This is a genomic window from Streptomyces sp. NPDC007205 (assembly GCF_040634095.1).
In the GTDB taxonomy this organism is placed as follows: Bacteria; Actinomycetota; Actinomycetes; order Streptomycetales; family Streptomycetaceae; genus Streptomyces.
Map to the genome: position 1 here is coordinate 256,319 of NZ_JBEYEW010000009.1, position 21,867 is coordinate 278,185.

Genomic DNA, 21,867 nt, shown 5'->3' on the forward strand with positions numbered 1-21,867 from the left:
GGGACGCGCTCCCGGTCAGGCGTGGCACACCCGGGCGACGGGGAGGGGGAAGCGCGGGATGACAGTGGCCATGACGCTCGCCTCCTTCCCTCCGTCTCGGGCGTGCCGGCACAGGCTATGGGGCCTGTGTCCGGGGCGTCCACTGCTTATCGACGCCGTCGGCTGGTCGGCTCCGTCGGCTCAGCGACGCAGGCGTCCGGCGACCCGCCCCCGGCCTGCGCGGCCCCGGGTCCGAGCCCGGATCAGGACGCGGCCCGGGGACGGCCGAACGCCCCGAGAAGAGGGCACAGGGGCAGTGCTGGGCGGCAGCCCGGGGCCGTCCCGAGCCCCGCTGTTGTCCCAGGCATAAGGCTCCAGTGCCGACCTGTGCGTGAGGCTTCGCTGCGGTACCGGACAGGAGGCCTCGGTGCCGTCCCGTTCGGTGGCCCGGTGCCGTCCCGTTCGGTGGCCCCGGTGCCGCCCAGGCAAGAGGTCCGGGTGCGGAGGGCGGCGTAGTTTGGGGGTGTGCGATGGGTGCGCGGCGGGTCGTCGCGTGGGGACCTGGAGGAGCGCGGCTGGCTGCGGGGCGCGCCGCCGCCGTGGTGGGTGCGGGTGCTGCCCGTGCTGCTGCTCGTGGCCGTCAGCGCGGCCACGGTGGTCACTCCCCACGCGCGCGATCTGGGCTTCCTGCTCGGGGCCATCCCGCCGCTGGCCGTCCTGTCGTACGGCCCGCTGGCCACCGCCGCCCTCGGCGGCGGGGTGGTCGTGGTGCTGAACGTGCCCGCCACCCATCTCGACCGCCCCGGCAACACCGATCTGCTGACCATCGTGTTCGTGGCCGCGCTGAGCGTGTTCGTGTCGTATGTACGCAGTCACCGGGACGCCCAGCTGGACACCGAGCGGGCGATCGGCGAGGCCGTGCAGCGGGCTGTGATGCCGCTGCTGCCGCGGCGGGTCGGGTGCGTGGGGTGTACCGGTTTCTACCGGGCCGCGCAGGACGGGACGCTGGTGGGCGGGGACTTCTTCGACGTGCGGGACGGACCGTACGGGGTGCGCGCGGTGATGGGCGACGTACAGGGGCACGGACTGTCGGCGGTCGCTACGGTGGTGTCGCTGCTGGGCGCTTTCCGGGAGGCGGTACTGGACCAGCCGGACCTGGAGTCGGTCGCCGCGCGGATGGACCGCAGGCTGGCGGTGGACTCGGCGGGTGTGCGTCACACGGAGCTGTTCGCCACCGGGGTGCTGCTGGAGTTCTCCCCCGACGGGCGTGTGGTGCGGGTGGTGGCCTGTGGCCATCCGGCCCCCGTGCTGTTGCACGAGGAGCACGCACTGGAGATGACGGTCGTGCCGGGACCGCCGCTGGGGCTCGGGCTGGTCGGCGTCGACCCGCCGAAGGAGGTCACGGTGACGCTCGGGCCGGGCGACCGGCTGTTCCTGGCGTCGGACGGGGTGTGGGAGGCACGGGACGCCGGCGACTCCTTCTATCCGCTGCCCGCCCGCCTCGCCGCCCTGACCCGTACACCGCCCGCCGAGTTGCCCGAGGTGGTGTGGGCGGACCTCGTGAGGCTGCGCTACAACGTCCGGGACGACGTCACGATGCTGGTGCTGGCACCCGAGCCGCCGGCCGCCTGATCGGTCTGATCCCCCGACCGGCGAACTCACGACCGGGATTCGAACCTCCCGTCTCAAACGCCAGGGTGCGCCACCCCTTCCGCCACGTAGAAATATCTACGAGCATGCATATGCCGGGTTGGTGTGCAGGCGCACGAAGTGCCCGGCCACGGCCGTTCCCTGCGCCGGGCGTGGGCGAGCGAGGACACCCGGAGCAGTGCATGACGAACATGATGTGGATGCGGGGCGTGGAGTGGCTGGCCGCGGCGGCGGCGGATCCGCGCTCCTGTAAACGGGAGTGGGACCACGGCGAGGGCATCGCGCTGCTGGAGGCCGGCCGCTTCTGGGACGTGCTGACCGTCCCCGACAAGCTGGGGCTGCTCACCCTGGACCTGTTGTGGCGGCCCGGGGTGCCGGCGCCGGGACCCACACTGGTCGACACGGCGGCGGGCCGGGTCGGGTTCTTCCTGCCGCCGGATCCGTGCGGGGGCTGGGTGGGAGCAGGTCTGCGGTATGCGAGCAAGGGAGCCTGGGTCGCCGTACCACCGCCGTACCGGCCCGCGCGCTACCTGGAGTGGCTCGTGCCGCCCGACGGCACCGGCACGCTCCACTCACCCGGCGCCCTGGAGGACGCCCTGCGGCAGGCCAACGGCACCCTGGCCGTCCTCGCACCGATGTGCGGACAGTGAACGATCAGTCACGTTACGACGGTATACCGCCGCAGACCGAAGCGGGTCTTGGACGAGCGGCCCCGCGGCACGCCCGGTTCCGCAGGCGCAGACCGTCTCACGCCCGCCACTTGGCGACGAGGTGGGCGTGGACCGGTTCCCCGGCCGGATCCATCCGCGCCGACCGACCCACCCGGCGCATCCAGCCAAAGCGCTCGCCCCTCCCGCCTACTCGGCCCGCTCACGAGCTCACCCCGCCCCCTGCTCCCCCTCGCTCACGCGCTCACCCCGCCCCCTACTCGACCCGCTCACGCGCTGGCTCCGCCCCCGCGCCCGATCCGCTCCACGGTCTGCCGGGCCCCGGTGGTTCGTGACCGGGCAATGGCCTTGGGGACGGCACCGGTACCGCCCGTCCCCGTCGGCGGCGCGGAGCAGGACCGCCGCCTCCGTCCGTCCGACGGGCGGGGCCGGATGGGCGCTCCTATGCTGGGACAGTCCGGGCTCCGACGTCCCGCTCACCGCACGTTCGGCTCTCACGTGCTTGGAGTCAGACCATGCCGCAATCCCGCCGTCTGCTGAGGGGGGCCGCGGTCGCCGTCGCGGTGGGGACGCTGATGGCCCCACTGGCCGCCGGACCCGTCTGGGCCTCACCGGTCTCCGTGCCGGCCGCCCTCGCCGCCGGGCAGCCCGGCCCGACGCCCCCCGGACCGGCCGTCCGTGACCTGACCCCGCGTGTGGCACGCCAACTCGACGGCGCCGTACGGAAGGTGATGCGCGAGGCGAACGTGCCCGGCGTGACCGTCGGCGTCTGGACGCCGGGCCAGCCGGACTACGTCCGCTCGTTCGGGGTCGCCGACAAGAGCACGGGCCGGACGATGGCGCCGGACCTGTACATGCGCATCGGCAGCGAGACCAAGACGTTCACGGTGACCGCGTTGCTGCAGCTGGTGGACCAGAAGAAGGCCGGTCTGGACGACCCGATCGGCAAGTACATCGACGGCGTGCCCAACGGGAACAGGATCACGTTGCGTCAGCTCGCCGAGATGCGCAGTGGGCTGTTCAACTACTCCGAGGATCCGGGCTTCTTCAAGGCGCTCACCTCCGACCCGCAACGGCCCTTCACCCCCCGGCAGTTGCTCGCGTACTCCTTCAAACACCCGGTGATGTTCCAGCCGGGGCAGAAGTTCTTCTACAGCAACACCAACCTCATCCTGCTCGGTCTGGTGGTGGAGAAGCAGAGCGGGCAGCGCCTCGGGGACTACATCACGCGGCACATCCTCGCTCCGGCCGGTATGAAGCACACGCTCTTCCCGGCCGGCAAGGAGTTCCCCGTTCCGCATGCGCAGGGTTACACCCGGCAGACGGCGAACGGCAAGGAGGCCGACTCGGCCGACTGGAACCCGTCCTGGGGCTGGGCGGCCGGCGCGATGATCTCGACGCTCGGCGATCTGCACACCTGGGCGCGCACGGTCGCCACGGGCCGGTTCCCGGACGGGACGCGGATGGTCGCCACCGCCACCCAGAAGCAGCGGCTGATCACGCCGTCGGCCGGCTCGATCAAAGGCGCCGGATACGGCCTCGGCATCTTCGACGTGCGGGGCTGGATCGGCCACAACGGCTCGCTGCCCGGCTACGAGTCACTGACCGTCTACCTGCCGTCGTCGCGGACGACGCTCGTGGCGCTCCTCAACACCGACACCAGCTACCGGTCCCAGGAGCCGAGCACCGTGCTGGGCGAGGCCATCACGAAGATCATCTCTCCGGCGCACGTCTACAACTTGCCAGTCTCGCCGACCGGATGAGACCCGGACGCGTCCGGTTTCCCGCCCCCGGAGAGCCCGCCCGGTGTGCCGGCCGGCGATGACGGCGTCTACTGAGTGCGACCGCCTCGCAAGGGGGCCGTTCGCCCAGGAGAGCAGACGTGACCGTCACCGACCGCATCGCCCTCGATCCTTTCGGCTCGGACATCGTCGCGCAGAGCGCCCGGCTGCGCGCGCTCGGCCCTGTCGTACCGGTGGAACTGCCCGGCGGCATCCCCGCCTGGGCGCCCACCGGTTACGACTGTCTGAAGCAGCTGATCCTCGATCCCCGGGTCAGCAAGGACGCGCGCCGTCACTGGCGACTGTGGCCGGAGCTGGCCCGGCATCCGTCGTGGAGCTGGATGGCGACCTGGGTGGGAGTGGTCAACATGCTCTCCACCTACGGCGCCGACCACGCCCGGCTGCGCAAGCTGGTCGCGCCGAGTTTCACACACCGGCGTACCGAGGCGATGGCCCCTCGTGTGGCGGCCCTGACCACCGAACTGCTGGACGCGCTGGCGGCCGACGGGGCCGACGGCCGCGTGGTCGACCTGCGGGCCGGACTGGCGCATCCGCTGCCGATGCGTATGATCTGCGAACTGCTCGGAGTACCGGAGGAGTTGCGGCCCGACGCGGCACGTCTCATCGCCGACATCATGGACACCTCCGACTCGGGCCCCGAGTTCGCCGCGTCCGTGCAGGAGCGGATCGGCTCGGTGTTCGGCGCGCTGATCGAGCACCGGCGGGCACATCCGGGCGACGACGTCACCACGGAGCTGATCCGGGTCCGTGACCAGGACGGCGACCGGCTCTCGGACGAGGAGTTGCTGCACACGCTGCTGCTGGTGGTCGGGGCCGGGTTCGAGACCACCGTCAATCTCATCGGCAACGCGGCGGTCGCGCTGCTGACCGGCCCGGCGCAGCTGACGGCGGTGCGTTCCGGGGCGGTGCGCTGGGGCGCGGTGGTGGACGAGACCCTGCGGGTCCATCCGTCCGTCGCGGCGCTGCCGCTGCGGTTCGCCGTCGAGGATCTGAGGGCGGGGGACGTGACGATACCGGCCGGTGACGCGATCATCACGACCTTCGCCGCCGCGGGCCTGGACCCCGCCCGCTACGGCCCCGACGCGGCCGTCTTCGACCCGGCCCGGGACGCCGAGGACCATCTGTCGTTCGGGATCGGTGTGCACCGCTGCATCGGCGCTCCGCTGGCCCGGCTGGAGGCGCTCACGGCGCTGCCCGCCCGCTTCCCGGGCCTGCGCCTGGCCGTGGACGCCGGTGAGCTGCGGCACGTGCCGTCGTTCATCGCACACGGCTGGCAGGAGATCCCGGTCCTGCTGGGAGCCTGAGCCGGCGCGCGGGGCCGCGACCGGTCCCCCGTGCCGGTCGTGCCCCGCGGCCTGCCGAACCTATGTCCCGCTGCCGGAAACGGGCCAGTGCACCGGTGCCCGGTGCGGCCCGCACGGCACTCACCGGTGCACAGACGAGTCCGGTTGGTCCTGGTTCGCCGCACCGAGGTCGGGCACGGGCAGTTCGCCGGTGACGAGCTGGGCGAGGACGACCTCGTACAGGTCGGTGCCGCCGGCCGTCAGCCGGCGCTCCAGCACGGGTTCGGCCGCGCGGACGTGTTCGCGCACGGTCTGGGCGTGGACGCCGAGTGCCTGGGCGGCGCGTTCGGCGTGCGCATCGGCGGCGGTCCACGCGCGCAGGGTGCCGCGCAGGTCGCGGCCGTCCGTGTCGAGCCGGCCGAGGAGCCCCTCCGCCCAGGAGCGGAGCGCGCTCGTGTCGAGCAGCTCGGTGAGCCGGGTGCGGGCCGGCGGACCGGAGGCGTCGCCGCGCGGGTCGCACGGGCCGTGGGCGGCCTCGGTGTTGAGGGCGGCGTGGACGACGGCGCGGGCGGTCGGCCGGGAGAGGTCGGCGCCGAGCAGTGCGGCCACCCGGTCCATCCGGGCGCGGACCGTGTTGCGGCTGACGCCCAGCACCTTGGCCGCGTTCACGGCGGTGAACTCCAGGCCCAGCCGGGTGGTGGCGAGCAGTTCGGCGCGCACATGGTGCGGCAGCGTGTCGAGCGGGCGCAGCACGGCGGCGGCCCAGGCCCGCAGGGCGGCGGGGTCCATGAGCTGGGCGGGGCGGGTGCGGGCGGCGTAGACGGCGGCCCGGTCGGGGTGGAAGCGGGCCACGGCGAGGGCGGTGACGGCCTGCCCGTAGGCGGTGGCGGTCAGCGCGAGGCGCTGCCGGGGGCTGCCGCCGAGGAAGGTGCCGGGCCGGTCGGCGACGAGGGACCGCAGCCGCTGTCCCACCTCGGCGGACGGGCCGACGACGATGACGTGTTCGTCCACCGCCGGACAGCGCACGACGAGCGCCCGGCCGTCGGTGGCGTCCACGCACGCGTCGGCGAGCCGGTCGCGTTCGGCGGCGGTGCCTTCGAGGACGTACACGCGGGCGGTGTCCTCCTCCAGCAGGCCCGGCCACAGCCCGGCGGCGACCCGGCGGGCGGAGACGGTGTCCTCCACCATGAGCAGTTGCAGGATCGCCAGCCGCAGATCGGCCGTGGCCCGCCGCAGCCGCCGCCCGGACTCGGTCAGCTCCCGTTCCCTGAGCAGCAGTTCCAGTACGCGTGCGGTGTGGCCGAGGATGTCGGCGGTGCGCCGGTCGAAGGGCGCCGGTCGGGCCACGGCGAGGACGGCCCGGGCCGCCGGGCCGGGCCCCGGATGCCGTATCCCGACCAGGCGTACATGCCGGGCGCCGTCCTGCAGGGCCGCGGCGGAGACCCGGCCGGAGGTGACGTCGGCGACGACGGCGTCGTCGAGCAGCAGGCGCTCCCCGGCGAGCAGCCCACCGCGGGCGTCGTGGAGACACACCGACGCGCCCACGGTCCGGGCGAGCCAGGCGACGAGCCGGCGAAGATCGCGCCCGGCGGGCCGCAGATGGTCGAGCAGCTCCTGGGGCCAGGCGTTGTCGCCGCCGTACGGCTGCTGGAACGCCGGGCCTTCCTCCGGTCGGCCGGCCACGTGGCCCTCTCTCGTCTCGGCGTTCACCTGGGCTTGCGCGCCGCACGCTACCCCACGTCAGGCTCCCGCGCCGGACATGGCTCCGCCGGCGACCCGGGGGGGGTGGGCCGCCGGCGGAGACGTCGCGTCCTGGGCCGGGGGGAGGCCCGGGACGGCTTACGGGTCGGATGCCCCGGAAACGCGGGAAGTACGCACGTCAATACACCACCATCTGTCGAGTTCGTGGGTGTCACCGCGGGGCTCGTGGGTGTGTGGGTGCGTGTGGGGTGCGCGGACGGCATAAGCTCGACGCGTGGCGAAGTACTTCGACGTGCATCCCGACAACCCGCAGCCGCGCAGCATCGCGCAGATCGCCGACGCGGTGCGTTCGGAAGCGCTCATCGCATACCCGACCGACTCCTGTTACGCACTGGGCTGCCGGCTGGGCAGCCGGGACGGCATGGACCGGATCCGCTCCATCCGCCGGCTGGACGACCGGCACCACTTCACCCTGATGTGCCGGGACTTCGCGCAGCTCGGCCAGTTCGTGCGGGTGGACAACGACGTGTTCCGGGCCGTGAAGGCGTCCACGCCCGGCAGCTACACCTTCATCCTCCCGGCCACCCGAGAGGTGCCGCGCAAGCTGCTGCACCCGAAGAAGAAGACCGTGGGTGTGCGCATCCCCGATCATGTGGTCACCCAGGCACTGCTGGCCGAACTGGGCGAGCCGCTGCTGTCCAGCACGCTTCTGCTGCCGGACGAGGAGGAGCCGCTGACGCAGGGCTGGGAGATCAAGGACCGCCTCGACCACGCGGTGGACGCGGTGGTCGACTCCGGCGACTGCGGCACCGAGCCGACGACGGTCGTGGACTTCTCCGGCGGCGAGGCGGAGATCGTGCGACGGGGCGCGGGAGACACCAGCCGGTTCGAGTGACCACGCGGCACACCGGGGGCGGGGTTGCGGATCTTGCATGACAGCATGGTCCGCAGTCCTGGCGCCGGGGGCGACCGCCATCCGACGCCCGTTCCCCCAGGGAGGCATGCTCACATGACCGATGTCCAGGGAACCGACCTCGACATCCAGACCCAGGACGGCGTCGTCGACGCCTACCTCGTCCACCCCGCCGACGGGCGTCCCCGTCCGGGTGTGCTGTTCTACATGGACGCCTACGGCCTGCGCCCGCACCTGAGGTCGATGGCCGACCGGCTGGCCGCCGCCGGCTACACGGTGCTGGTGCCCAACGTGTTCTACCGGCTCGGCCGTACCCCGGTCGTGGAGCTGCCCGAGTTCATCGACCCGGGCGCCGATCCGACCATCTGGGAGCGGCTGGGCCCGGTCGTGGGCTCGCTGACACCGGACCTGGCCGCGCGGGACGCGGGCGCCTACCTGCGCCGGCTCGCCGACAGCCCGCTGGTCGCCGACGGACCGGTCGCACTCACCGGTTACTGCATGGGCGCCCGGCTGGCCCTGTGGACGGCGGCCGCACACCCGGACCGGGTCGCGGCGGCGGCCGGATTCCACGGCGGTCAGCTCGCCACCGACGATCCGGGCAGCCCCCATCTGGGCGCCCCGAACATCACCGCGGAGCTGTACTTCGGGCACGCCAGCAACGACCATTCGCTGCCCCCGGAGCAGATCGAGCGCTTCGAGAAGGCCCTGACCGAGGCCGGGGTCCGGCACACCTGCGAGGTCTACCCGGGCGCCCGGCACGGCTACACGCAGGCGGACACCCCCGCGTACGACAAGGAGGCCGACGAGCGGCACTGGGCGGCCCTGCTCGGCCTGCTTGAGCGCACCTTCTGACACTGCGTCACCTGCCGGCCGAAGACCGGGCGAAGGCTCCACCGCACGGCGGCGCCTTCGCCCGGTCTCATCCGTTTCCCGTTCAACTCATTGACATGCGCGCGGCCCAGCACCAGGCTGAGAGCGCTCTCAAACAGGTACGGACCAATATCCGTACAACCCCGACCCCACACGGAGGTGGAGAGTGCCTCACATCCGCACGCGCCCCGCACTGCCCCTGACGGCCGCCGCGGCCCTGGTCGGCGGGGTGCTCGCCCTCGGCGCGCCCGGCCGCGCCGGTGCTGCCGCGGCGGACACCGTCCCGCTGCAGATCACCAACAACTCCGGCCGCTCCGAACCGGTCTATGTCTACGACCTCGGCACCCAGCTGTCCTCCGGACAACAAGGCTGGGCCGACGCGAACGGCGCGTTCCACGCCTGGCCGGCGGGCGGCAATCCCCCGACGCCCGCTCCGGACGCGGCGATCGACGGCCCGGCCCCCGGACAGTCCAAGACGATCCGGATACCCAGGTTCTCCGGGCGGATCTACTTCTCCTACGGTCAGAAGCTCGACTTCCGCCTGACCACCGGCGGCCTCGTGCAGCCGGCCGTGCAGAACCCCTCCGACCCGAACCGGAACATCCTGTTCAACTGGTCGGAGTACACCCTCAACGACTCGGGGCTGTGGCTGAACAGCACTCAGGTGGACATGTTCTCGGCGCCGTACGCGGTCGGGGTGCGGCGTTCCGACGGCAGCGTGAGCACCACCGGGCACCTCAGGTCCGGTGGCTACACCGGCTTCTTCAACGCATTGCGCAGCCGGCCGGGCGGCTGGGCCGGCCTGGTCCAGACCCGCTCCGACGGCACGGTCCTGCGTGCGCTCTCACCGCTGTACGGCGTGGAGACCGGCGCCCTGCCCGCGAGCGTGATGGACGACTACGTCAACCGGGTCTGGCAGAAGTACACGACGTCGACGCTGACCGTCACACCGTTCGCCGACCAGCCGGGCACCAAGTACTACGGCCGGGTGTCGGGCGACGTCATGAACTTCACCAACGCCTCGGGCACCGTCGTCACCAGCTTCGCCAAGCCTGACGCGGACAGCGTCTTCGGCTGCCACAAGCTGCTCGACGCGCCCAACGACCAGGTGCGGGGCCCCATCTCCCGTACCCTGTGCGCCGGTTTCAACCGCTCGACCCTGCTGGTCAACCCCGACCAGCCGGACACCTCGACGGCCGGCTTCTACCAGGACGCGGTGACGAACCAGTACGCGCGTGCGGTCCATGCGCAGATGGCCGACGGCAAGGCCTACGCGTTCGCCTTCGACGACGTCGGCAACCAGGAGTCGCTGGTCCACGACGGCAGTCCGCAACAGGCGTATCTGACGCTGGATCCACTCGGCTGACATGAAACGTGCCACGACCCCGCACCGGTTCCGGTGCGGGGCCGCGAGGGGTGGCTCAGCCGGGGCCGGAGGCCTTGTGCAGGGTCGCCTTGCAGCCCGCGGGGATCGTCACCGACTGGGACAGGGCCCGAACAGGTCGCCGTCCGCCCCCGTGGCAAGATCCCGATCATGAGCATCGACGCAGAGGACCGGCCCGTCGCCCTGGTCACCGGGTCCACATCGGGGATCGGGGAAGCCGTCGCACGGCGGCTCGCCGCGGACGGCATGCGGGTGGTCGTGCACTCCCGGCGCAGCGCGGAGGCCGGAGAGGCGCTGGCCGCGGAACTCGGCGGTGCGTACGTGCGGGCGGACCTGGCCGTGGAGGAGGAGGCCCGCGGGCTGGTGGAGGCGGCGCTCGGCCGCTACGGGCGGCTGGACGTGCTGGTGAACAACGCGGGCATCAGCTGGCCCATCCCGCACGACGACCTGGCCGCAGCGACACCGGCGGACTGGCGGCAGCTGCTGGAGGTCAACCTGATCGCCCCCTGGGTCCTGTGTACCGCGGCGCTTCCGGCACTCCGCGAGTCCCCTGCGGGCGGCACCATCGTGAACGTCACCAGTCACGCCGGAGTACGGCCCAAGGGCTCGTCGGTGCCGTACGCGGCGAGCAAGGCGGCGCTCAACCACGTCACCCGGCTGCTCGCGGCCGCGCTCGCACCCGGTGTGCGCGTCAACGCCGTGGCACCGGGTCTGGTGGACACGCCCATGACGAAGGACTGGACACAGGCGCACGAACTGTGGCGCGACCGCGCACCCATGGGCCGCCCGGCACAACCCGCCGACGTGGCCGATCTGGTGGCTTCGGTGATCGCCAGCACGTACCTCACCGGCGAGGTCATCATGCTCGACGGCGGCTTGAACCTGACCTGATGTGACCTGATCAGCAGCTCGCCGACGGGGACTGGCAGCCGGGTGGACCGGGCCCCGCCAACCGCCGCTGACCGGCGCGTTGTTACGGTGCACAGCGTGTCTGACTCCTCGCGCGATACCGCACAGGGCGCCGGCTGGGGCTCGGCCGAGCCCGGTGCCTACAAACAGCTGATGCCGGACCACGTCGAGAAGCTGTCGTGGCTGAATCCGCGGACCCTGTGGGCCGCCCGCAACGGCGTGCTGGCGTCCTGGTTCGGTGATCCGACCGGCCGTACCCGCAGCCGCTGGGTGGCGCTCCGGGAGGCGGCCGGGGCGCCCGCCGACAAGGTGATCCGGCGGGAGGTCTCCGGCCCGTTCTCGTTCATGGTCATCGGGGACACCGGCGAGGGGGACGACTCCCAGTACGCCGTTGTGCCAGGGTTTCTGAAGGCAGGTCAGGGCACCGACTTCGCGGTGATCGCGAGCGACGTGATCTATCCGGTGGGGAGCGCCGACGACTACGGCAGCAAGTTCTTCCGCCCCTACCAGGACTATCCGGCACCCATCTTCGCGATACCGGGCAACCACGACTGGTACGAGGACCTCGGCGCCTTCATGCGCGTCTTCTGCGCCGACACCCCGCCGCTCGATCCCGAGCCCCGGCCCCGCCCGCTCACCCGCGCCTGGTGGCGCACCCTGCTGTGGCACCGGCCCCGCCCGGCCGACGAACAACGGCTGGCCGCCGCACGGGCCTTGCGATCGGCTCCGGGTCAACAGGCCGTGCAGCCAGGGCCGTACTGGGCGATCGACGCGGGCCCGGTACGGATCGTCGGCATCGACACCGGTCTGCTCGGCACGATCGACGCCGAACAGGGCGCCTGGCTGCGCGAGGTGTCGAAGGGGCCGAAGCCGAAGATCCTCGTCACCGGGTCGCCGCTGTACGTCGACGGCGAGCACCACCCGTGCGCGATCGAGGGCGGCGGGACGGTGGACGACATCGTCCGGGACCCGGAGCACCACTACGTGGCCGCGATCGGCGGCGACATCCACAACTACCAGCGCTATCCGGTCGACGTGGACGGCCGCACCGTCCAGTACGTGGTCGCGGGCGGCGGCGGGGCGTTCATGCACGCCACGCACACCATCCCACGGGTGTCGGTCGGAGGCGTCACCGAGCGGGACTTCCGCTGCTATCCGCTGCGCGGCGACTCGCTGGCCTTCTACAGCCGCCTGTACGGCCGCCGGCTGCGGCTGCGCCGCTTCTTCACCCTGACCGAGGCGGAGGCGACCGCGGTCGTCGCCGAACGCCTCGACATCGAGCCGGGCCGCAAGGCCGACCCCGACGCCCGGATCACCCGGCGCACCCGTCTGGTCGCGAGCCTCCTCGGCACCGGTGGCCGCCCGGACCGTACGTCCCGGTTCCGGCTGCCCGTGCGCAAGGTCTACACCCAGCTGTTCTCGCCCGGCTCGGCCACCTACAGCCCGCCGTTCTTCAAGTGCTTCCTGCGGCTGGACGTCACCGCGGAAGCGGTCCGGCTGCGCTGCTTCGCCGCGACCGGCAACCGGGCCCAGGAAGTCGATCCGCCGGTCGAGGACGAGATCGTCATTCCGCTGAAGTGATCACATGGTTGTCACACTCGCCTGCGAGAATCATCCGCAGCCGGAAGCGACGTACGACCGCTGGAGGGGCCCGTGCCGTCCACCGCCCGCCCGCTGCGCAAGCTGGGTTTCCTCACGATCGGCCTGTTCGACCCGGCGGATCCGGCCCGGGGCCACGCGTCCACGCTGGAGATCATCGAGCTGGGCGAGCGGCTCGGCTTCGACAGCGCCTGGCTGCGTCACCGCCATCTGCAGTACGGCATCTCCTCCCCGGTCGCCGTCCTCGCCGCCGCCTCCCAGCGGACCCGCCGGATCGAGCTGGGCACCGCGGTGACCCCGCTCGGCTGGGAGAACCCGCTGCGGCTCGCCGAGGACCTGGCGACGGTGGACATCCTGTCCGGGGGCCGGCTGAACCCGGGCGTCAGCGTGGGCCCGCCGATGCACTTCGAGCAGGTCAAGGGCGCCCTGTATCCGGACACGGCCGAGGCGGAGGACTTTGGCTACGCGCGGGTGCGGCGGCTGCTGGACCTGGTGCGCGGCAAGCCCGCCGGCGACTTCGGCGGGGGCGGGGGGTTCGGGGCCACGCGGCGGCAGCCGCATGTCGAATTCAGCTCGGAGGTGGTCCAGCCGCACTCCCCGGGGCTCGGGCGGCGGCTGTGGTACGGCGGCGGCAGCATCGGCTCGGCACGCTGGGCGGGCGAGCACGGTATGAACTTCCTGACCAGCAGCGTGGTCAAGGCGGAACAGCCGGACGGGCCCTGGGACTTCGCCGAGATCCAGCTGTCCCTCGTCCGGGAGTTCCGCGCCCACCACCCCGACGGCGAGGCGGCCCGGGTCTCGCACGGCCTGGTCGTGATCCCCACCGACTCCGCGAGCCCGGACCAGCGCGCCAAGTACGAGGCGTACGCGGCGCAGCGGCTGCCGCGTACGGCCTCACCGCAGGGGCCGGCCCGGCTGCTGTTCGCCCCGGACCTGGTCGGCACCTCCGACGAGATCGCCGAACGGCTGCGCGCGCACGCCGCGTTCCGGGAGGTGGACGAGGTCGCGTTCGCGCTGCCGTTCACCTTCGAGCACGAGGACTATGTACAGATCCTGACAGACATGGCGACGAAGCTGGGCCCTGCACTGGGATGGCGGCCGGCGGCCTGACCTCCGTTGGCGCGCCGTGGAGCGCGGTCACGAGAAGTCCGCTGCCTTGGTCCGGCCCGTGGCCGCCAGCCCCGCGAACACGATGGCCAGCATGCGGGAACGTACCTCGTCGTCCAGGGGCGCCTGGGCGGCGGCGCGCGATGTGCCGACCAGCAGGGCGTAGACCTCGGGCAGTTCCACATCGTTGCGCACGGCGCCGGCCTGTTGAGCGCGCTGGAGGAGCCCTCCCACCGCTCGACGCAGGGCATGCGAGGCTTCGGCGGCCTCGCTGTCGCCGAAGCCGCCCGCTTCCAGCAAAGCCTCCACCAGGGCGATTTTCGTCGCTGCGCCGGCGACCAGATGACGGAAGAAGCCGAAGAACGCCGCGCCCGGGTCCTGTTCGCCGAGCCGCGCCTCTGCCTCCGCCTGCAGCCGGTTGAAGTGCCTGACGAGCACGGCCTCCAACAGGGCGGCCTTGGTGGGGAAGTTCCGGAAGACCGTGGCGATCCCGACCCCGGCAAGGCGCGCCACCTCCTCGGTCGACGCCGACTTCCCGCCGTGGCCGAAGACGTCCTCGGCGATGTCGAGGATGCGCTCACGGTTGGCCTGCGCGTCGGACCGCTGCGGCATGGATCATCGCTTCCTTGTACGCACGTTGACTACCGGAGTGGCGACTCCATATATTCGGAGTCGCCACTCCGGATCGTAGCGGATCCGATGACGGCTTCGCCGAGGAGGCCCCATGCCCGAGAACCTCAGCCCGCGTGAAGTTTTTCTTGCCCTGGTGAACGGCGTCGCGGAGGGCCGCTGGGAGGAACTGCCCGATCTCTACGCCGAACACACCGACGTGGTCCACCCCTTCCACCCCTTACGGGCCCCGGCCCTGCGTACCCGTCAGGAGCTGCGCGAGCACTTCGCTTCCGCGGGCACAGGCCCGCGTCTGATCCGTCGGCCGGCGAACATCACCATCCACGAGACCGTCGACCCCGAGGTCATCGTCGCGGAGTTCGAGTATCAGGGCACTGTCGCCGAAACCGGTGAGGAGTTCACCCTTCCCGGCATCTTCGTCATACGGGTGCGCGACGGCCGGATCGTGAGTTCCCGCGACTACTTCGACCATCTCACCTCCGCCAGGATCCGCGGTGGCCTGGGCACGCTCCTCACGGCTCTCGGCAGTGACACCGAGAACAGGACATGAAGTAGGTGAATTCACGACCAGCGCGTGCACCGTAGGCCCGGAACGGCGCCGAAAGCAGCCACTCCTCGTGTTCCATGCCGAACCGGCGGGCGAAGGCGACATGCCCGGCGAGGCCGCCCGGCCGGCGGTGACCGGCCCTGTCACTCCCAAGATCGCCGGGGTACTGCAACGGCGGGCGCCACGCTGAACGGCCCGGCCCGGGGTACCCGGGGTCCGTGGGGCGGACGTACGGAAGGAGCCGCACGTGGCAGCGGAGGACCGGCTGCGGACGTACCGTGGCAAGCGAGACTTCGAGCGGACGCGCGAGCCCGCGGGGCACAAGCCCCGGGCGGGGAGCGACGAGCCCCGGTTCGTGGTGCAGATCCATGATGCGCGGCGGATGCACTTCGACTTCCGTCTCCAGGTCGACGACGTCCTGAAGTCCTGGCCCGTCCCGAAGGGCCCGTCCACCGACCCCGCCGACAAGCGGCTGGCCGTGCCGACCGAGGATCATCCCCTGGAGTACGAGGACTTCGAGGGCGTGATCCCGAAGGGCGAGTACGGCGGCGGCACGGTGATCGTGTGGGACCGCGGCACCTACGAGCCGCTCAGCCACGACCGCCGCGGGCGCCCTGTGGAGTTCGCGGAGTCCCTGGAACACGGCCACGCCACCTTCCGGCTGCACGGGACCAAGCTGCACGGCGAGTACGCGCTGACCCGGTTCCGCAGCGGCGAGGGCGAGGAGGAGGCCTGGCTGCTGGTGCGCAAGGGGCCGGCACGCCCGGACGGACACGGCACACCGGATCCCCGCCGGGCCCGCTCGGTGCGCACCGGCCGCACGCTCGCGCAGGTCGCGGCCGACGGGCAGGAGTGAGCCGCGCTGCCGGTGGGCATTGGGGGGGGTTTCCCCAGTGGAAGCCGGGTTGTGGCTGCGTAGGATCGCGGTGACTGATCACCGATTCAACTCGCACCACACGGGGGAACCTCCATGCGCCGCCCACAGACGCGCGTCCTTGCAGCAGTGGCTTCGGCTGCTCTCACCGCCGGCGGGCTCTCCGCGTGCTCGGCCGTCAGCCAGAAGACCTTCGAGGACGACGCCAAGGTGTCCCAGAAAGTCACCTCGGTCCGCCTCGACAACAGGAACGGAGGGGTGAAGGTGGACGCTTCGGCCGACGCCTCCGTCATCTCCGTGCACCGCAAGGTCAACTACCGCGGCGACAAGCCGAGTGGCACGTCCTTCCGCGTCGAGAACGGCGTCCTGACGCTGTCCGGCTGCGGCAGTGGCTGCGGCGTCGACTACCTCGTCAGCGTGCCTGCCGGTCTTCCGGTGACGGGAGGCACCTCCAACGGCGGCCTGACACTGACCGATGTCGGCACGGTCGACGTGCACACGAGCAACGGTGGGATAGCGGTGAACCACGCGACGGGGGCTGTGAAGCTGCGCACGTCCAACGGTGACGTCGACGTCGAGGACGTCAAGGGCGGCGACATCGACACGCAGACGTCGAACAGCGAGGTGACGATCCAGACGGCCACCCCGCAGAACATCAAGGCCCGTACCACCAGCGGTGGCCTCACGGTCACGGCGCCGCCCGCCAAGTACCGGATCTCGGCGAACGACTCCCACGGCGACGAGAAGGTGGCCTTCAAGAACGATCCGTCAGGCACGTACCACTTGGATCTGTCGACGACGAACGGTGACTTGACGGTGAAGTCGGCAGCCCCGTAGGCGTGGGCCCGGCGCAGTTCGTCGGTGGCACCGCCGGGGTCCCGGTCGCGGTTCTCGACGAGGCCGTCGGTGTGGAGCGCGACGACGGAGCACTCGGGAAGTTCCCGTTCCGTCGCCTCGAACGCCGTCGGGACCGAGGACCGGGGACACGGTGAGGGTCAGCTCCGCGCGGTGACCGTCGCGGTGCCGCAGGGCGACGGTGCCGGTCCGGGCGACGAGCAGTGCGCCGGGAAGTCCTCGGCGAGCAGCCCGGCCGCCGGCCGGCCCCCGACGTCCTGATCGTTCCGGTGCATCCGGCGCGGGCCCGGTCCCGCGCATCCGGAGCGGCACGGGGGCGGATCAGCCCTTGTGAGCGCGCAGGGCGGCGAGGGCCCGGTCGGCGTGGCTGTTCATGCGCAGTTCGCTGCGCACGACCTCCAGCACCGTGCGGTCCTGGGCGATCACGAAGGTGACGCGCTTGGTGGGCGCGAGGGAGAAGCCGCGCCGGACGCCGAACCGCTCACGGACCGTGCCGTCGGCGTCGGAGAGCAGGGGCATGCCGAGTCCGTGCCGGCCGGCGAACTCCTGCTGCTTGTCGACGCCGTCGCCGCTGATACCGACGGGCCGGGCGCCGACGGCGGCGAATTCGGCGGCGAGGTCGCGGAAGTGGCAGGCCTCGGCGGTGCAGCCGGGGGTGAGCGCGGCCGGGTAGAAGAAGAGTACGACCGGGCCGTCGGCCAGCAGCTCGGTGAGCCGGCGGGTGGTGCCCGTCTCGTCGGGCAGGGCGAAGTCCTCGGCCTTGTCCCCGACCTCGATGCGTTCCGTCATGACCGTCCCTTCTCGTTCCGGGCGACTCCTCGCGCCCACAGCAACAGCGGCACCTGCAGGGGCAGCCGCGCGAGGGCGGCCGTCCGCAGCGGCGCGGGCCGGTGCCGCCAGTCCGCGGCCATCTGGACGTTCGCCGGGAACACCCCGACGAAGAAGGCCGCGGCCGCCTGCGCGGCGACGGCTCGCGTCCGGGGTGCGGCGATCCCGGCGGCGAGCGCCAGCTCCACGACTCCGCTGCCGTACGTCCATGCCCTGGGCGAGCCGGGCAGCCGTCGCGGAACGGTGGCGTCGAAGGGGCGCGGGGTGGCGAAGTGGGCGACCCCGGCCGCGGCCAGCAGGCCGGCGAGCAGCAGGGGCGAGCGTTCGGACCGGGTCACGGTTCCTCCTGTGGTGGCCTGCCGCCGGATCTTACTGGACGGTAGGCGCAGGGTGGCCGGGTGCCGCCCACAAGCCCGGCCGTCAGGCGGGGGTGACGGTGCCGCCCGCCTCCTGGCCGGAGTCCTCGTCGATGCAGATTCTGGAAGTCCGCGCGAAATCCCCTTGCTCAATGGTCAAGAATCGTTGACCATCGCTCGCATGCCTACCGATGATCTTCCCGAGACGTTTCACGTCACCACTGACGAGCAGCTGCGCGCCGTCTCCAATCTCACGCGCCACCGGATCATGGCCGTGCTCCGCTTCGAGCCCGCGACGATCACGCAGATCGCCGAGCGGGTGGGCCTTGCGAAGGGGAGTTCCAGCTATCACGTACGGCTGCTGGAGCGGGCCGGCCTGGTGAAGGTGGTACGGACGCGGAAGGTGCGGGGTGTCACCGAGCGGTACTACGCGATGGCCGCGCGGGCGATCGTGCTGCCGGATCCGGGCGAGGGAGGGCCGGATGTGCTGATGCGGCATGCGGTGGCGGACCTGGAGGCGTCGCCGGTGGATGGCGAGCGGCACGTACGGATGGCGCATCTGCGGCTCACCGAGGAGCAGTTCGCGCAGCTGGGGGCGCGGTTGCAGGCTCTGGCGGACGAGTACCGGGAGCTGTCCGATCCGTCGCTGCCGGACGCGTCACTCGTCTTCGCGCTGTTCCACCCGGCACCGCGCGAGCAGGCCGAGGGGGGCGCCAAGTGACCTCAGGCGTCCGGAAGTTGCCGACCGGGTTCGGACGGCTGTGGACTGCGCAGACGGTGTCCTCGCTCGGTGACGGGGTGTCGCATGCCGCGCTGCCGCTGCTCGCGTTGACGTTGACGCGGGATCCGATGGCGCTCGCCGTCGTCACGGCCGCCGGGACGCTGCCGTGGCTGCTCTTCGGGGTGCTCGGCGGTGCGCTGGTGGACCGCTGGGACCGCCGGCGCACGATGTGGGTCATGGACGCGGCGCGTGCGGTGCTGCTCGCGATACCGGCGGCAGCGGCCGCGCTCGACGTGCTGAGCATTGCGCTGCTCGCGGCCGTCGCCTTCCTGCTCGGCCTCGGCGGACTCTTCTTCGACACGGCCGCCACGGCCTATCTGCCGGATCTGCTCGGCCGCGACCCCGCACTCCTGGAGCGCGCCAACTCCCGCTTGCGCGGCGCCCAGACCGCCATGTCCGGCTTCGCAGGACCGCCTGCGGGCAGTGCGCTGCTCGCGCTCGGCCGGGCGTTTCCGCTGCTCGCCGACGCGGTGTCGTTCATGCTCTCCGCACTGCTCGTACGTACGCTGCCCGCCATGCCCCGGCCCGTGCCGGAGGTCCGTGAGTCGCTGCTTCGGCAGGCGCGGGCCGGGGCCTCGTACGTCTTCCGGGACCGGTTGCTGCTCGGGCTCGCGCTCCGTCCGGCGGTCGGGAACGTCGCCTTCCTCGCTGTGGAGACCGTCCTCGCCCTCTTCGCGCACGACCGCCTCGGCATCGACACCTACGGCTTCGGCCTGCTCCTCACGGCGGAGGCCACCGGCGGCCTGCTCGGTGCAGGCATCGCCTCCTACCTCGGCCGACGACTCGGCACCGGCACCGCACTGACCTGCACGGCCGCCGTCGAAGGGCTTGCCATCCTGGGCCTTGCCGCTGCCCCGAACCCGTACGTCGCCGGCCTCGCGCTCGCCGTCTGCGGGGCCGGCATGGGCGCCACGATGGTGCTCGGGCCCTCCCTCCGGCAGGCGATCGTCCCGGCCCACCTCATGGGCCGGGTCGCCTCCACCTCCCGCATGCTCGCCATGTGCGCCGCCCCCATCGGGGCCTTCCTCGGCGGCTGGCTGGCCACCACCTACGACATCCGCACCCCGCTCTACGCCGCCGCCGTCCTCCTCCTCACCATGACCGCCGTCACGGCGACCATGACCGGCAACCGCCGGGTCGAAGCGGCGCTGCGTGCCGCCGCCGCCCCGGCCGGCGGTCCGGATCACCCGGCATCCAAGGATCCCGCCCAGGAGGGTGCACCCGGCTTGTTGTGACGCCTGCCGCGACGTCCTCGGCGGCGTGCGGGTCCCGGAAGGGGCGCAGGTCCTGGCGTGCTGAGGTACGTGATGCGCGTAAGCCACGTACGCTCCGCCCCCGTCGGCGGCTCCGGCCTGCGGCGTGAGCGCCCGTCCCGGGGGACGTCCCGCCGTCCCCGGGGACGGCGGGACGGCATGGCCACGGTCCGTCACGGAAACGCTGGCTGTCGTGATCACTCCTCGTGGTCACGAGAACGACAGCCGGAGGTTTCCATGATCCGACGGACCCTCAAGAGCGGGCTGCTGGCCACGGTAGCGGTGCTCGCGTTCCTGCCCACGGCGGCCGGGGCCACCGCGGCGAGCGCCACCACCCAGCACCCGGTGCCCAGCGCCGCCACCCGGTACGACACCCACCACCGCGGGCACGTCACGCTCCGCACCCACCACCGCGTCCACCTCCACAAGCACCAGCCGCGCCGCGTCCACCGCCCCACGCCCCGGGGAGCGGCGTTCCACTCCGTCCCGCTGACGACGACCTACCGCTTCGCGCCGTACATGGCGCCGTACCGCCTGCAGTACCGCCTGCAGTACCGTCTCGTGGCGCAGTCGGTGCCCTACCGCCACCTGCAGCCCGCCACCGGCCGCGTCACCACCCGGCACGCCCGGCTCAACGTGCGCTCCGGACCGGGCACCGGCTACCGGGTGATCGGCCACCGGCACACGGGCCGGCGCCTGGCGCTCGCCTGCAGGACGCGCGGCTCCTCGGTGCACGGGAACCGCACCTGGTACCGGCTCTCACACCACCGGGGCTACGTCTCGGCGCGCTACGTCCGCGCCGACCGCGCCCTCCCCTGGTGCTGACGACGCATCACCGCTGCACCACAAGTCACCGAAGGCCCGTTCGACGACATCCGAACGGGCCTTCGGCGCGTCCGCCCTTGACCTTCCTCCTACCTCATGGGGTGTTGCGGTCGACGCACTCCCGGGAAGTCATTCCGGCAACAGGGGCCAAAACGCCCATAGCGGAACGGGAGTCGAGGACGCACGATGCGGCACCCCCAAGCAGCGACCACGCCGGACGAGCCACTGGTGGCGGGACTGCGCGAGCTGAAGGACCGTACGGGGCTGAGCCTGGCGGCGCTGGCCGCGCGCACTCCGTACAGCAAGTCCGCGTGGCACCGCTATCTGTCCGGCGGCGCGCCGCCGCCCAGATCCGCCGTGGAGGCGCTCTGCCGCCTCGCCGGCACCGATCCCGACCCCGTGCTGGCCCTCTGGGAGGCCGCGGACGTCCCCCCGCCCCCGGCCGCACCCGAACACCCCGCACGCAGGCGGCGGTGGGCAGGGATCCCGTCGGGGCGTGCGCCCTGGCTGCCGCTGTCCGCGCTCGCGCTCTTCGGGGCGGCGACGGCGGTGACCGCCGCCGTCACCCTGTCCGGGCGCCCGGACAGCGCGCCCGCCGCGCAGCACCTGGCGGCGGTGCCGCGCTGTCACGGCCGATCCTGCCAGGGCGCGTTGCCCGACGCCTCGGCGTGCGCCCGGGACGCACGGACCACGAGCACCGTCACCGGCCCCGCCTACACCGTCCTGCTGCGCTACTCACCGGCCTGCGGCACCGCCTGGTCCCAGGTGCGGCTGCGGTCGGCCAAGGCCCGCGAGGTGTCGGTGCGGGCAGGTCAGGACGTGCTGTCGGCCCGCTACCCGGCGAACGACCCGGCCGGGAACAGCAGCCCCATGCTCTCGGTGTCCTCACCGCGGGGCGTTGAGGCGTGCGCCGAGGTGGGCGGGGAGCTGGCGTGCACGGGCCTGGACGCGGAGCCGGAGGCGGACGCGCAGGACTGAAAGGAGGAGGAAGACACCGGCCGCGGTGAGCGCGAACCAGATCGCGAACATGCGCGGGGCGCCGAAGCTGTGGGA

The 21,867-nt window shown here is 72.3% G+C and carries 21 protein-coding genes; 17 read left to right on the forward strand and 4 right to left on the reverse strand.

The features are described 5' to 3' along the window. Positions 1 to 504 precede the first annotated feature (504 nt). The 4 genes from ABZ624_RS18315 (at position 505) to ABZ624_RS18330 (ending at position 5,403) form a co-directional block, all read left to right on the forward strand. Positions 505 to 1,611, forward strand: a complete 1,107-nt coding sequence (locus ABZ624_RS18315; protein WP_360089290.1) for a PP2C family protein-serine/threonine phosphatase — start codon at positions 505 to 507, stop codon at positions 1,609 to 1,611. Positions 1,612 to 1,811: 200 nt separating this feature from the next. Beyond that, positions 1,812 to 2,279: a hypothetical protein gene (locus ABZ624_RS18320; RefSeq protein WP_360089293.1), complete on the forward strand. Its 468-nt coding sequence runs from the start codon at positions 1,812 to 1,814 to the stop codon at positions 2,277 to 2,279. Positions 2,280 to 2,812: 533 nt separating this feature from the next. Beyond that, positions 2,813 to 4,060: a serine hydrolase domain-containing protein gene (locus ABZ624_RS18325; RefSeq protein ID WP_360089296.1), complete on the forward strand. Its 1,248-nt coding sequence runs from the start codon at positions 2,813 to 2,815 to the stop codon at positions 4,058 to 4,060. A 119-nt stretch (positions 4,061 to 4,179) separates the two neighbouring features. Continuing rightward, positions 4,180 to 5,403: a cytochrome P450 gene (locus ABZ624_RS18330; RefSeq protein ID WP_360089299.1), complete on the forward strand. Its 1,224-nt coding sequence runs from the start codon at positions 4,180 to 4,182 to the stop codon at positions 5,401 to 5,403. A gap of 120 nt (positions 5,404 to 5,523) precedes the next feature. Here ABZ624_RS18330 and ABZ624_RS18335 read toward each other — a convergent pair whose 3' ends face one another. Further along, complete coding sequence (locus ABZ624_RS18335) at positions 5,524 to 7,065, reverse strand: helix-turn-helix domain-containing protein (RefSeq protein ID WP_360089302.1); 1,542 nt, start codon at positions 7,063 to 7,065, stop codon at positions 5,524 to 5,526. A gap of 292 nt (positions 7,066 to 7,357) precedes the next feature. Between ABZ624_RS18335 and ABZ624_RS18340 the strand changes: the two genes are divergently transcribed. The 6 genes from ABZ624_RS18340 to ABZ624_RS18365 all read left to right on the forward strand — a co-directional run bounded on the left by ABZ624_RS18340 (position 7,358) and on the right by ABZ624_RS18365 (position 13,868). Further along, the gene (locus ABZ624_RS18340) at positions 7,358 to 7,978 is read left to right on the forward strand and encodes an L-threonylcarbamoyladenylate synthase (protein ID WP_360089305.1); all 621 of its coding nucleotides are present in this window, start codon (positions 7,358 to 7,360) and stop codon (positions 7,976 to 7,978) included. 114 nt (positions 7,979 to 8,092) lie between these two features. Continuing rightward, positions 8,093 to 8,848, forward strand: coding sequence for a dienelactone hydrolase family protein (locus ABZ624_RS18345; RefSeq protein ID WP_360089308.1), 756 nt, complete (start codon positions 8,093 to 8,095; stop codon positions 8,846 to 8,848). A 184-nt stretch (positions 8,849 to 9,032) separates the two neighbouring features. After that, positions 9,033 to 10,232 (forward strand): glycoside hydrolase family 64 protein, encoded by a 1,200-nt coding sequence (locus tag ABZ624_RS18350; RefSeq protein ID WP_360089311.1) that lies wholly within the window; start codon positions 9,033 to 9,035, stop codon positions 10,230 to 10,232. A gap of 168 nt (positions 10,233 to 10,400) precedes the next feature. Continuing rightward, positions 10,401 to 11,141: an SDR family oxidoreductase gene (locus tag ABZ624_RS18355; protein ID WP_360089314.1), complete on the forward strand. Its 741-nt coding sequence runs from the start codon at positions 10,401 to 10,403 to the stop codon at positions 11,139 to 11,141. A gap of 96 nt (positions 11,142 to 11,237) precedes the next feature. Then, complete coding sequence (locus ABZ624_RS18360; protein ID WP_360089317.1) at positions 11,238 to 12,740, forward strand: metallophosphoesterase; 1,503 nt, start codon at positions 11,238 to 11,240, stop codon at positions 12,738 to 12,740. A 72-nt stretch (positions 12,741 to 12,812) separates the two neighbouring features. Further along, entirely contained in the window at positions 12,813 to 13,868 is a 1,056-nt protein-coding gene (locus ABZ624_RS18365) for an LLM class flavin-dependent oxidoreductase (protein WP_360089320.1), read from the forward strand. Between the two features lie 27 nt (positions 13,869 to 13,895). Here the strand turns inward: ABZ624_RS18365 and ABZ624_RS18370 are convergent, their stop codons facing one another. Further along, a complete protein-coding gene (locus ABZ624_RS18370; RefSeq protein WP_360089323.1) occupies positions 13,896 to 14,477 on the reverse strand; it encodes a TetR/AcrR family transcriptional regulator in 582 nt (193 codons plus the stop codon). Positions 14,478 to 14,589: 112 nt separating this feature from the next. On the opposite strand from ABZ624_RS18370, the gene ABZ624_RS18375 reads away from it, so the two are divergent. The 3 genes from ABZ624_RS18375 to ABZ624_RS18385 all read left to right on the forward strand — a co-directional run bounded on the left by ABZ624_RS18375 (position 14,590) and on the right by ABZ624_RS18385 (position 16,753). Then, complete coding sequence (locus tag ABZ624_RS18375) at positions 14,590 to 15,045, forward strand: nuclear transport factor 2 family protein (protein WP_360089326.1); 456 nt, start codon at positions 14,590 to 14,592, stop codon at positions 15,043 to 15,045. Between the two features lie 244 nt (positions 15,046 to 15,289). Beyond that, the gene (locus ABZ624_RS18380) at positions 15,290 to 15,898 is read left to right on the forward strand and encodes a DNA polymerase ligase N-terminal domain-containing protein (RefSeq protein WP_360089329.1); all 609 of its coding nucleotides are present in this window, start codon (positions 15,290 to 15,292) and stop codon (positions 15,896 to 15,898) included. A gap of 147 nt (positions 15,899 to 16,045) precedes the next feature. After that, positions 16,046 to 16,753: a DUF4097 family beta strand repeat-containing protein gene (locus ABZ624_RS18385; RefSeq protein WP_360089332.1), complete on the forward strand. Its 708-nt coding sequence runs from the start codon at positions 16,046 to 16,048 to the stop codon at positions 16,751 to 16,753. 339 nt (positions 16,754 to 17,092) lie between these two features. Here ABZ624_RS18385 and ABZ624_RS18390 read toward each other — a convergent pair whose 3' ends face one another. Further along, positions 17,093 to 17,560 carry a peroxiredoxin gene (locus tag ABZ624_RS18390; RefSeq protein ID WP_360089335.1) on the reverse strand — a complete coding sequence of 156 codons (468 nt, stop codon included), beginning with the start codon at positions 17,558 to 17,560 and terminating at the stop codon, positions 17,093 to 17,095. After that, positions 17,557 to 17,937, reverse strand: a complete 381-nt coding sequence (locus ABZ624_RS18395) for a DoxX family protein (RefSeq protein ID WP_360089338.1) — start codon at positions 17,935 to 17,937, stop codon at positions 17,557 to 17,559. The genes ABZ624_RS18390 and ABZ624_RS18395 overlap by 4 nt, the downstream gene beginning before the upstream one ends. Before the next feature lie 199 nt (positions 17,938 to 18,136). Here ABZ624_RS18395 and ABZ624_RS18400 point away from each other — a divergent pair, with 199 nt between their 5' ends. From ABZ624_RS18400 to ABZ624_RS18415, 4 genes are all read left to right on the forward strand, one after another. Further along, positions 18,137 to 18,676 carry a winged helix-turn-helix domain-containing protein gene (locus tag ABZ624_RS18400; protein ID WP_360089341.1) on the forward strand — a complete coding sequence of 180 codons (540 nt, stop codon included), beginning with the start codon at positions 18,137 to 18,139 and terminating at the stop codon, positions 18,674 to 18,676. Next, complete coding sequence (locus ABZ624_RS18405) at positions 18,673 to 19,971, forward strand: MFS transporter (RefSeq protein WP_360089344.1); 1,299 nt, start codon at positions 18,673 to 18,675, stop codon at positions 19,969 to 19,971. Before ABZ624_RS18400 ends, ABZ624_RS18405 begins: the two co-directional genes overlap by 4 nt. 255 nt (positions 19,972 to 20,226) lie before the next feature. Beyond that, positions 20,227 to 20,814 (forward strand): SH3 domain-containing protein, encoded by a 588-nt coding sequence (locus tag ABZ624_RS18410; RefSeq protein WP_360089347.1) that lies wholly within the window; start codon positions 20,227 to 20,229, stop codon positions 20,812 to 20,814. A 186-nt stretch (positions 20,815 to 21,000) separates the two neighbouring features. Continuing rightward, positions 21,001 to 21,792: an XRE family transcriptional regulator gene (locus tag ABZ624_RS18415; RefSeq protein ID WP_360089349.1), complete on the forward strand. Its 792-nt coding sequence runs from the start codon at positions 21,001 to 21,003 to the stop codon at positions 21,790 to 21,792. The last annotated feature ends 75 nt before the right edge of the window (positions 21,793 to 21,867 follow it).